This is a genomic window from Fulvivirga imtechensis AK7, from assembly GCF_000331535.1.
Classification (GTDB): Bacteria; Bacteroidota; Bacteroidia; order Cytophagales; family Cyclobacteriaceae; genus Fulvivirga; species Fulvivirga imtechensis.
On the sequence record NZ_AMZN01000055.1, the window covers coordinates 48881 to 60481 of the forward strand.

The following is an 11601-nucleotide window of genomic DNA, read 5'->3' on the forward strand; positions in this document are numbered from 1 at the left end:
TGGTCTATTTTTTTAAATGAAGGAAACGACAAGAGGCAAACAGACACATTCGCTGAATTTTAAATCGATATTTGATCATGCGCCTACCGGGATGGTTTTGCTCTCATCTGCAGGCGAGATTCTGCAGGCTAATATCCTGTTCTGCCGTTTATTGAAGTTTGAAGAAGGGGAACTGCTATATAAGAACCTTCATGACTTTATACACCCAGATGATCTGATATTGTACCAGGAAAGGGAACAAAGTTTAGTAAATGGGGAGGAGGCGAAGCTGGAGATGAAGGTGCGTTTCAGAATAAGGGATGCATATGTTTTGGTTAACTACCATGCCAGCCTCATACCCGCAGCAGACGGAGAGCCCGCCTGTCAACATGGGCAACTGGTAGAGTTACCGCATAGCGCTGATGACATTGTTTTGTTGAATGCATTAATGGAGCATTTTCCCGGCAGTATTTATTTTAAAGACAGGTTAAGCCGATTCTTAAAAATTAATAAAGCTTTTGAAAAGAAATTCGGGCTCTCGAGAGAAGATATCATTGGAAAATCAGACTTTGATCTTTTTACAGATGAGCATGCCGAGCAAGCTTTTGATGATGAAAGGCGGATCATGCAAACCGGCCGGCCGATGCTCAACCAGGAAGAGAAAGAAACCTGGCCGGATGGGCATATTACCTGGGTGGCGTCCACCAAAATGCCACTTTACAATCAGGCCAATGAACTAATTGGTACTTTCGGGATTTCCACGGATATCACCGAAAAGAAAACCAGTGAAATAGAAATAAAGGAAAAAACCAGTATCCTGAATGCCATTACCTCCAAAATGCCGGTGGTAATCTATAAATACTATGGAAATAAAAAACTGGATATCTTACTAGGCGCCCCAAAGCTAAAAACGGATTTCAAGAAAAGTAAAATCATAAAACTGAGCATTGCCGAAGGACTTTCCAGCCTGGTAGAGAAAATATCTGCACAAAAAGATAAAAACGAATACCTACATTTTGCCAGTGCTACACAAAACCGGTATTTTGAAAATTATGTATTTGAAGGGCAACCGGAAAAGAAGGAATATATCGGCCTGGCACTGGATGTAACGGACAACAAGATATCGAAGCAAAAACTCAAGAAAAATGCCAAAGAGCTTGAGAAGATCAACAGGGAGCTTAACCAGTTTGCCTACATAATTTCTCATGATCTCAAGGCGCCTCTCCGTGCCATCACTAATCTTTCAGAATGGATAGAAGAAGATCTTGAGGAGGTGGAAAATGATGATGTGAAGGATAATCTAAAGCTTTTACGCATAAGGGTACATCGGATGGAGAGCCTTATCAACGGCATTTTGGCCTACTCCAGGGTGAGCCGTGGCGACATTGTATATGAAGAAATTGATACCCATAAACTGGTAAAGGATCTGGTAGACTCGCTGATGGTGCCTGAAAAATTTAATGTGAAGATCTCCGACAAATTACCTGTTATCATGTTTCCCCGCGTAAACCTGGAGCAGTTGTTCTCCAATCTGGTAAGCAATGCTGTAAAATATCACGATAAACCCGAGGGCCGGATCGACATAGGGTATAAAGAGTTACCTGAATGGCACGAATTTTTTGTGGCTGATGATGGTCCGGGTATAGCTCCTGAATATCACGAAAAAATATTTGTAATATTTCAGACTTTACAGGCCAGGGATAATGTGGAAAGCACCGGAATTGGCCTGACCATCGTGAAGAAGATCATTGAAGACAGAGGAGGATCAATTAAAGTAGATTCGGCTGAGGGAAAAGGCACCAGGTTTATCTTCAGGTTGCCAAAAGCAGTAGTTAATAATGAAATAAAATAAAACCATGAGTGAAAAGTACTTACATATTCTTTTGGTAGAGGACGATGAGGTGGATATTAAAAATGTGCAGAGAGCCTTTAAGAAAAACCATATCTCCAACCCACTACACATAGCCAGAAATGGTCTGGAGGCTCTGGAAATGCTTAGAGGTACAGGTGGAAAAGAGAGGCTTAATCCTTTACCTAAGGTTATTTTACTTGACCTTAATATGCCGAAAATGGGTGGGTTGGAATTTTTACAGGAAGTGCGGGAAGATCCTGAATTGAGGACCCTTAGCGTTTTTGTGATGACCACATCTGATGAGGAAAGTGACAAATTCGCAGCATATAATTTAAACGTAGCAGGCTATATCCTTAAGCCACTTTCTTTCGAACGATTCGTGCAGGCTGTATCTATATTAAATCATTATTGGACACTGTGTGAACAGCTTTAAAAAAAAATGGATAGCGAAATAAAGGTACTGGTAATAGATGACGATGAGGTGGATAGAATCACCTTAAAGCGGGCTTTGAAAAAGGCTGACCTTGAATTTTCTCTTACAGAATGTTCGGAGGCAGAAGAAGCATTGACCCGGCTCAGGGAGGAAGAATTCGATTGTGTCTTCCTCGATTATCTTCTACCCGGTACCGATGGCCTGACATTGTTGAAGCGCTTACGGAGAAGTGGAGTTAAAGTACCTATTATTATTATCACCTCGCAGGGAGATGAGAAAGTAGCGGTGGAAATGATGAAATCCGGAGCTTCTGACTATGTGGTGAAGGATCAGATCAACCCTATGAATGTCAAAAAACTCATCCAGACAGCCACGGTAGTAAGGGAAATTGAGCGCGAAAAGGAAATAGCAGAACGAGCAAGAAAGGTAAGTGAGGTTCGGCTTTCGGAGGCTCAGAGGATAGCAAAGATCGGAAACTGGGAGTATAGCTTTAAAACCGATGAAACTTATTGGTCAGAGGAGATGTATCGCATTTTCGAGGTAGATACGGATTCGTTCCTTCCGAGTGTAAAACACTTTACCGACTTATTCCATCCGGATGACAGGCCAAAAATAGAAGCTGAAATCAAGATGTGTATGGATGGTGGTCATATCTTCAATCTCGATCTTCGGGCCGTGATGCCTGACAATTCCATTAAATACGTCAACGTCCACTCTTACATGCAATATGATGTAGATGGTAGCTATGATAAATTTGTAGGTACTACGCAAGACATTAATAAGCGCAAGCAGGTAGAGCAGGAGTTGATAGAAGCTAAAAAAATGGCCGAGGAGTCTGGACGCGTAAAGGAGCAGTTTCTGGCAAACATGAGCCATGAGATCAGAACCCCTATGAACGCTATTATTGGTTTTGCCAATTTGCTGCTAAAAGAAAAAGACGCATTTACTCCTGAACAGCGCAAATACATTAATGCAATTCATAACTCCGGGGAAAATCTGCTGGTGATCATCAACGATATCCTGGATTTTTCCAAGATTGAATCCGGGAAATTTGAACTTGAGAATGTTGATTTTATTCTGCCACAAGTTGTCAGTAATGTGCTGCATCTTTTCAAACACAAAGTTGTGGAGAAGGATATCAAACTACTTCATGAGATAGGTAAAGATGTTCCACATCATTTGGTTGGGGATCCGGTTCGTTTAAACCAGGTATTGGTAAACCTCATTAATAATGCTATAAAATTTACTGAAAAAGGACATGTGAAGCTAAAGGTGGAGAAACTTAAAAAAGACAGCGACAAAGCGCTTATCCGATTCTCAGTGCAGGATACAGGTATTGGTATTCCATCAGACAAGCTTGAATCCATCTTTGATAGCTTTACTCAGGCCAGCAGTGATACCACCAGAAAGTATGGTGGTACAGGGCTTGGGTTGACCATTGTAAAAACAATTGTAGAACTACAGCAAGGAGAGATATCCGTTCAGAGTCAACTGGGAGAGGGAGCTACCTTTACTATTGATCTGCCATTTGAAATAAGCCAATGTCCTGAAAAGGTCATTGAGCAGGAAGATACGAGTGGCTTCGAAGAGATCGGTAATCTGAAAGGCGTTAAAGTGCTTATGGCCGAGGATAATGAGATCAATCAGGAACTGGCCAAGTTTATTTTTGAAGATCTCGGTTGGGCTCTCGATATCGCAGAAAATGGGATAGTAGCACTTGAAAAGCTAAGGGAAAATAAGTACGACATTGTGTTAATGGATATTCAGATGCCTGAAATGGATGGATATCAGGCGACACTTAAGATCCGAAATGATTTTGATCCACCGCTGTCTCAAATTCCTATCATGGCTATTACTGCCCATGCATTAAAATCAGAGGTGCAAAAATGCCTGGATGCGGGCATGGACGACTATATTTCCAAGCCATTTCAGGTAGAGGAGCTGGCGCGAAAGGTAGCGACACTGGTGAGGAATAATGAGGAGCACCTGGAAGGGGAAACCGTGGAGCAGAAGACGACTCCTCAGGAGAAACAAGACCAACAAGAGGAGCCTGTGGATGAAGGGCCGGTGATAAACCTGGGGCATCTTCATGCTCTTTCCGGAAAGAACTCTGCAATGGTCAATAACATCATCAATATTTTCATCAAAGAAACTCCGAAAGTGATTGATGAGATCAAGACATACTTTGAACAAAAAGACTGGAAAAGCCTGCAGAGCGTCTGCCATAAAATGAAATCGTCATGCTCTGTGGTGGGGGCCTCTGCACTGCATAAAAATATGGAAACCTTGGAGATAGACTGCCATCATCAAAATATTGACGAACAAAAATTCCTTGATCTGATCAACCGGTCAGAAATACTGCACAAGCGTGCTATAGAAGAATTACAAAGTGAGGTAGGAAGTTAAAATCTTCAATATATACTTTATACTTAGGGTATATTAATTACTTCTTTTACTGTTATCAGCTTTCCTTCCGGATCAAAAGTAAGCAGGTAGGCAGGGCCTCTTTCATTCTCTACAGCATCATCTTGTTCTTCTTCATCCAGAAGGAAATCGTCATTTTCTGTCTGTATTTTTATAATGTAAACTTTATCGCCTTTGTGTGTAATCCGATATTCGCTGAAAAGAACAATAGCATTTATATAGTTGTTACTGATCTCATCAGCAACATTTTCGGGCAATTCCCTATCATCCAGCATGGTGGAAGTATATAGCCAAATGCCCTTATCATCAAAACATGCCCGCTTTTCCAGATCCTGCATATAAAAGCTGGCAATATAGTTCTTTGATTCGCTCTCTGCTGACCACCGTAAGCTCTGAGCCGCAGGAAATTTGGCGTTGAAGTTGCTCACAACCCGCTGTGGCACATTTGGCTGAGCGAAAATGATAGTGGAGCAAAAGCAAAATACTGCAATCAATGACGTTTTCATTTTGCTTTGCGATCGCCTTTCCTTTTTTTCCTGGTCTTTGTAACACTGGTCTTTTTTATTTCGCTGATCACAGCAGTCTCCAGCGGCTCATAGCTTTCAGCATCGGCAGGAGCTGAGGGGGCGGACATTAATCTTACCTTTTTCATAGCATTATTTTTTAATTAGACGAAAAAATTAACAAAAGTCACGGTCAGTAGTAGTTAAGATCAAGTGACCTTATGGCTCATCTTTCGTCAAAAGTTTATGATAGATACCATTAAAACAACAATGGACCGCAAAGAGTTGGTGATACAGGCATGGCATTTAAAAGATAATATTGACATTCGACAATGTAGGGAAAAAAATTGCTATAAAATAATATCTGAAAGTAAGAGCGATATCTTTTTTGAGCCGTTTCCGGGGAAGTATGTCTTTATCTTCAACTATGGGGTTATCGTTTTTTACCACCTCTCTGTACAAGAAATTGATTCGGTACTCAAGCAGCTTTTTCCCGGTACCAGAAAAGCATCGTTGTTCCATGATACCTTCGGGCTGATAAGAAGTGATTCTGATGAAATTAATATTCAGTTCAACAGCCTGTCACTAAAACTGATCAATGAGGAAACTATTAAGATCATCATGCTCAACCTGGCGCAAAGCGTAGCACTGATATATTATGACGAAGTGTCTCAGGACCTGCTTGCCCATGTAAGACAATTTACCAGCCAAATGGAGGAACAGGGAAAACTGAAGATTAGCAGAAAGAACATTTTAAGATTTATAGGTAAGGCGCTGAACACCAAAAACAAGATTGCCGAGAACCTATATATATTTGATGCGCCTCCGGTAACATGGAATAATGAATACCTTGACAAAGTGCATACCACACTTTCCAGGCATTTCGACCTTGGCCCCAGGTATAGGTCCATCGAAAATACATTTAACATTGTAGAGGCTAACCTGGACACGTATATGGAGCTATATCATCAAAAGGAGAGTAGTAAGCTGGAATGGATCATTATCATCCTCATCTTTGTAGAGGTAATCGACACTTTTCTTACAAAGGTGCTCTAGTGTTGTGTCAAGCATGCTTTATCCAGATCAAACCCTGTTTTTATCTGCACATTGTAAAAACGTACACTGTGTAAACCTCACTGTTTGAGACCGATGATATTTTGTTACTTTTTTGTGTCCAAGACAAAAAAATAAGACATATGCTATGAAAAGTCAAAATAGACGCAAAAGTACAAACTGAGCAATAAGATGTCATCTTGTCATTGGTAACCAATTGCGACAATCCCCTCTTTCTTGGCGTGCATTAAGAGGGGATCGCTTCTACTCCTCCCCGTGGCAAGCCTTTGCATTCTACACACTGGCATTAGCTTAATATCACTGCTAAATGTGGGTTTACAGCCAGATTTGACCCCAGGTTATTTTTTGGCTGATTTGTATTTCTGATACAGCTTATTTACCTTATCCTTGGCTCTTTTTAACCGCATTTTTACGGCACTTTCCGAAAGACCCAACGTTAGCTGAATATCCTTTATGGGGTGTTTCTCCTTGTACTTTAGCAAGAGGATCATTTTTTCATCGGGAGATATTTCTTCCAAAAGCTCCTCCAGGATCTTTACCGATAGCTCTTCCGGGATGTCATCCACACCATCGATCATCTCTGATACTTCATCGGCCATTTTTTCGGTGATCACCTGTCGCACATTTTTCTTATTTCTTCGTAAATGGTCCATACATGTATTATGTATAATAGCAAAGAGCCACGTGGAAAAACGGGCCTCTCCCTTGAATGTTTTTATTTTTAAAAAAAGCTTTATCAGTATCTCCTGGCATAGGTCTTCGGCAACATCTTCGTCTTTTACATAACTCTTGCACTTCTTTAGTATGTATTTTTCATGTCGCTGTGTCAGCACTGAAAAATATCGCAGGTTTGAATCTTCCTGCAATAGAAGTACAAGCTCTTCGTCCGGTATATTTTTATCGATCATCAAAAAAATAAAGGTGACTTTTTAACCTAACCGCGTCAAAACAGTGGATTTGAAAATTAGGCAAAGATGCTGTTAAAAACCAAAGAAAAGGTGCTGGATTTAAACATTAAGGCGCAACCTGACGATGTTACCTGCGGACCCACCTGCTTACATGGCGTATACCAATACTATAAAGATGATATACCGCTAAAGCAGGTGATCAGCGAGGTAAAGCAGCTTTCCTCAGGAGGGACCATCGCGGTGTTGCTCGCTAATCATGCTTTAAAAAGAGGCTATAACACCACTATTTATACCTATAACCTCAGCACTTTCGACCCCTCCTGGTTCAAGCAGAAGGTCGACTTTGAGGCTAAGTTGAAGCAACAGTTGGCTGTGAAGCAGGGCGACCACAGACTACAAGTGGCAACCAGCGGTTATCTGCAGTTTTTGGCCAATGGAGGGCAACTGAAGTTTGAAGAATTGACCCCGGCGCTGATCAAATATTTTCTGACAAAGAAGATCCCGATCTTAACAGGACTTAGCGCAACTTACTTGTATGAAAGCCCTCGCGAAACCGGAGAGTTCATTACCGGAACAGGTGAATTTGTAGTGCGATACGATGATATCAACGGATTGGCTACAGGTCATTTTGTAATTATCAATGGGTTTAACCAGAAGCAACGGATGGCTTATATAGCTGACCCTTTAGATCCAAATCCTATTAGTGAAAAGCAATACTACAAAGTGAGCTTTCAGAAGCTTATAAACTCAATAATGTTGGGCGTCATGACCTATGATGCCAATTTATTAATTATATACCCTAAAAAGTAATGCCGAAAATTATTATAACAGAAACTCCGGAAAAATGGAACCTTAAATTTGAAGGGGTAGAGGTAGTATCTCCTTCAGAGTATTTTAGTAAACCTGAATACCAGGAGTCAAAAGCCTTTAAGATCGTTAACCTTTGCCGTTCACACCAATATCAGAGTCTGGGGTATTATGTTTCTTTGCTGGCAGAGGCCAGGGGGCATAAGGTTTTACCTGAGATATCTACATTACAGGACTTCCGGTTTCCCTCGCTGATAAAGGACGATGCCGAGGAGTTCGACACTTTGATACAAAACAGCTTAAAAACACAGCAGGATAGTAAAGTTATCATCAACATCATGTTTGGTCAGGTTGAAAACTCTCAATTTTCCAGGTTGGGAGTTTTGTTGTTCAACCTTTTTCAGATACCCATCATTCAGGCCACCTTCATGAGAAAAGATAAATGGCAACTTCAGGGGTTAAAGCCTTTACACCTCAAAGACCTTGATGAAGCAAACATTAAAAAGCTACAGGAGGCGCTTTACTATTATATTTCAGGAAAAAAAGTGGTCAGGAAAAAATATAGCAGAAAGAAATATGATCTGGCATTAATGGTTAGCCCCGATGATCCCACCCCTCCATCAAACGCCAAAGCTTTGCAGAAGTTTATAGCAGCAGCCGATAAACTTGGTTTCAATACCGAAGCGATTACCAAAAACGATTTCGGTAAGCTGGTACAGTTTGATGCTTTGTTCATACGGGAGACCACAAATGTGAACCATTACACCTACCGTTTTGCCAAAAAGGCTGAAGCGGAGGGTCTGGTAGTGATAGATGACTCCAATTCCATTCTAAAATGCACTAACAAGGTTTATTTACACGAATTATTGGTTGCCAATAAAATAGCAGTGCCCAAGTCACACATTATCAGAAAGGACTATCAGCAAATACCTGCCGATTTTAATTATCCGATGGTAATCAAGCAGCCTGATGGTTCTTTTTCAAAAGGCGTGAAGAAAGTTTCCGATGAACAGCAACTTCGTGAGACACTAAAAGACCTGTTTCAGAAATCGGAACTCCTTATTGTGCAGGAATTTGTGCCAACAGCTTACGACTGGCGAGTAGGGGTCATCAATAAACAGCCCCTATATGTATGTAAATATTATATGGCACAAAACCACTGGCAGATCGTAGACTGGAAGAAAAATGGTCAGCACCGGGAGGGGAAGAGCGAAACCATTGCTGTAGCGGATGCTCCCAAAGCTTTAATAGACACAGCTTTGAAGGCTACAGCCCTGATAGGCTCGGGCTTATATGGGGTGGATATAAAAGAGATTAATGGAAAGTTTTATGTAATTGAAATTAATGACAACCCGAACATTGATGCAGGGGTCGAGGATAGAGTGATTAAAAACGGCCTTTACACCAAGGTAATGGAGACATTTATCGAGAGGCTTCAAAAACGATGAATAATTCAAGACTACACCTGTTCCAGGGCTATGGTATAGAGCTGGAGTACATGATCGTACATAAAGATTCATTGGCCATTAAACCGGTTACAGATGAATTATTTAAAAAAATATCAGGCAAGTATACCAGTGAGATAGAAAGGGGCAAGGTGAGCTGGTGCAATGAACTTGTGCTACATGTAGTGGAGCTGAAAAGTACCAGGCCTGAAAAGGGCCTGGTAGAACTGGCTGATCAGTTCAGCAAAGACATTCGGTCTATCAACAAAGAACTTGCCTCTTTCGATGCCAGGTTACTCCCAACGGCGGCTCATCCATTGATGGACCCGGATAGAGATACTTTCCTTTGGCCCCATGATAACAATGAGATATATGAGACTTATAACAGGATATTTAACTGTCGCGGACATGGCTGGTCTAACTTGCAGAGCACGCACCTCAATCTCCCGTTTTATGACGATGAGGAGTTTGCCCGACTTCATGCTGCCATTAGAATAATACTTCCGTTATTGCCTGCTATTGGAGCGAGTTCCCCGGTTCTCAGTGGTAGAAATACGGGATTTTTGGACAAACGGCTCGATTATTATCAGAAAAACCAGCGGATCATTCCTTCACTTACAGGAAAGGTGATACCTGAAAGAGCATTTTCGAAGAGACAATATCATAAGATGATCTACGATCGGATTATCCACGACATTACTCCTCATGATCCTAATAACATTCTGCAGCCGGTATGGCTTAATTCGAGAGGGGCAATTGCCCGATTCGACCGAGGCTCCATCGAGATAAGGATTCTGGATATTCAGGAATGTCCGCGGGCGGATATGGCTATTGTGGCATTGATCATCGGTGTGCTGAAAGTGCTCGTTGATGAGAAACTCGTATCCTTTCATGATCAGCAGGCATGGGAGGTTGATCCCCTGCATCAGATCTTTCAAAAAACCATCAAAGATGCAGAACATGCCCTAATTGATAATTTGGATTATATGGCCATGTTTGGTGTCGGAGCTCATGCACCATTGAAAGCAGTAGAGGTCTGGAGGCATCTTCTGAATTTGGTCAGCAAATATTATCCGGAAGAAATAAAACCATGGCTGCCACAAATTAATACCATACTGGAGCATGGTACACTCGCAAGCAGGATAGTGAGAACTCTTGGGGGCATATATACCCCTGAAAATATTACCATGGTGTATCGTGAATTGGCGGATTGTCTAATGTACAACGAAATGTTTGGTCTATGCATGGAAGAAAGATCTTAATTACCTGCGAACACGCAGGAAACTATATCCCCAAAGATTATCGGTTCATGTTTGCAGGGGCTGATACAATTTTGATGTCACACCGTGGGTGGGACCCCGGTGCACTGAATCTTGCGAAGTATCTGGCAAGGCAACTGGAAGCTCCGCTTTTTATTCAAAAGGCATCTCGTCTCTTGATCGAAATGAACCGTTCATTATACAATAAAGAACTGTTTTCAGAGTTTACAACTAACATCGAACAACGGCTTAAGGACCACCTGCTTGAAAAATACTACTACCCGTACAGGACTGAGGTAGAACAAAAAATTGCTGAGTATATCAATCAGGGTAGCCCGGTGTTGCATCTTTCCGTGCATACCTTTACCCCGGTGCTCAATGGTATAATCAGAACGGTAGACATCGGCCTTTTGTATGATGATGCCAGGCTGGCTGAAAAGCGGTTTTGCGAAGAATGGAAACTACGGCTTAATGCCGAATTAACTGAGTCCGTGATTATGCTTAATTGCCCATATAATGGCGCTGACGATGGATTTACCACCTACCTCAGAACGAAGTTTCAGGAAAATGACTACCTCGGCATCGAGCTGGAGATCAATCAAAAGCACAATGACACCCCGGAGATGAAACAGATCAAAGAAGCTCTGGTGTATTCACTGTCCCCATTTATCTACAGGTGAGTTGTGGAAATTTTACACACAATTTTGGTTGCAAGATCCCTGTAAATTATTAAGCGTTAATAATTTGTAGTGGGATTAGACGCCCATAGACTATATTCTTGCCTCATCGGTAAAAGTTGCAGCTCATATATTAGTATAGTGCAATGCGTTTTCCCTTACTATACTTTTGTGGCGTCAGTTAAGTGAGTTTGGCACGCGTAGAGAATGGTTCACACCTGCAACTGATAGAAATCAATT

The 11601-nt window shown here is 41.5% G+C and carries 11 protein-coding genes; 8 read left to right on the forward strand and 3 right to left on the reverse strand.

Features of this window, described 5'->3' with window-relative positions; all coding sequences use genetic code 11:
* Positions 1 to 16 precede the first annotated feature (16 nt).
* From C900_RS28570 to C900_RS16670, 3 genes are read left to right on the forward strand one after another with little or no spacing between them, the layout of a single operon-like run.
* On the forward strand, positions 17 to 1831 hold the full coding sequence (locus tag C900_RS28570; protein WP_009581252.1) for a PAS domain-containing sensor histidine kinase: 1815 nt from the start codon (positions 17 to 19) through the stop codon (positions 1829 to 1831).
* 4 nt (positions 1832 to 1835) lie between these two features.
* Positions 1836 to 2264, forward strand: coding sequence for a response regulator (locus C900_RS16665; protein ID WP_009581253.1), 429 nt, complete (start codon positions 1836 to 1838; stop codon positions 2262 to 2264).
* Between the two features lie 6 nt (positions 2265 to 2270).
* Positions 2271 to 4670, forward strand: coding sequence for a hybrid sensor histidine kinase/response regulator (locus C900_RS16670; RefSeq protein ID WP_009581254.1), 2400 nt, complete (start codon positions 2271 to 2273; stop codon positions 4668 to 4670).
* Positions 4671 to 4693: 23 nt separating this feature from the next.
* On the opposite strand, the gene C900_RS16675 is transcribed toward C900_RS16670, so the two are convergent.
* Together C900_RS16675 and C900_RS29965 are read right to left on the reverse strand one after the other, a co-directional pair.
* On the reverse strand, positions 4694 to 5194 hold the full coding sequence (locus C900_RS16675; protein ID WP_009581255.1) for a PepSY-like domain-containing protein: 501 nt from the start codon (positions 5192 to 5194) through the stop codon (positions 4694 to 4696).
* A complete protein-coding gene (locus C900_RS29965) occupies positions 5191 to 5340 on the reverse strand; it encodes a hypothetical protein (protein ID WP_009581256.1) in 150 nt (49 codons plus the stop codon). The genes C900_RS16675 and C900_RS29965 overlap by 4 nt, the downstream gene beginning before the upstream one ends.
* A gap of 97 nt (positions 5341 to 5437) precedes the next feature.
* Between C900_RS29965 and C900_RS28575 the strand changes: the two genes are divergently transcribed.
* Positions 5438 to 6247, forward strand: a complete 810-nt coding sequence (locus tag C900_RS28575; RefSeq protein ID WP_009581258.1) for an RMD1 family protein — start codon at positions 5438 to 5440, stop codon at positions 6245 to 6247.
* Between the two features lie 356 nt (positions 6248 to 6603).
* Here C900_RS28575 and C900_RS16685 read toward each other — a convergent pair whose 3' ends face one another.
* Positions 6604 to 7173 (reverse strand): RNA polymerase sigma factor, encoded by a 570-nt coding sequence (locus tag C900_RS16685; RefSeq protein ID WP_009581259.1) that lies wholly within the window; start codon positions 7171 to 7173, stop codon positions 6604 to 6606.
* A gap of 66 nt (positions 7174 to 7239) precedes the next feature.
* Between C900_RS16685 and C900_RS16690 the strand changes: the two genes are divergently transcribed.
* Genes C900_RS16690 through C900_RS16705 form a run of 4 tightly spaced genes read left to right on the forward strand, consistent with a single transcriptional unit; the run spans position 7240 to position 11364 of the window.
* A complete protein-coding gene (locus C900_RS16690; RefSeq protein WP_009581260.1) occupies positions 7240 to 7983 on the forward strand; it encodes a hypothetical protein in 744 nt (247 codons plus the stop codon).
* On the forward strand, positions 7983 to 9428 hold the full coding sequence (locus tag C900_RS16695; protein WP_009581261.1) for a RimK family protein: 1446 nt from the start codon (positions 7983 to 7985) through the stop codon (positions 9426 to 9428). The genes C900_RS16690 and C900_RS16695 overlap by 1 nt, the downstream gene beginning before the upstream one ends.
* A complete protein-coding gene (locus tag C900_RS16700; RefSeq protein WP_009581262.1) occupies positions 9425 to 10687 on the forward strand; it encodes a carboxylate-amine ligase in 1263 nt (420 codons plus the stop codon). The genes C900_RS16695 and C900_RS16700 overlap by 4 nt, the downstream gene beginning before the upstream one ends.
* A complete protein-coding gene (locus C900_RS16705) occupies positions 10666 to 11364 on the forward strand; it encodes an N-formylglutamate amidohydrolase (protein ID WP_040496962.1) in 699 nt (232 codons plus the stop codon). The genes C900_RS16700 and C900_RS16705 overlap by 22 nt, the downstream gene beginning before the upstream one ends.
* Positions 11365 to 11601 lie beyond the last annotated feature (237 nt).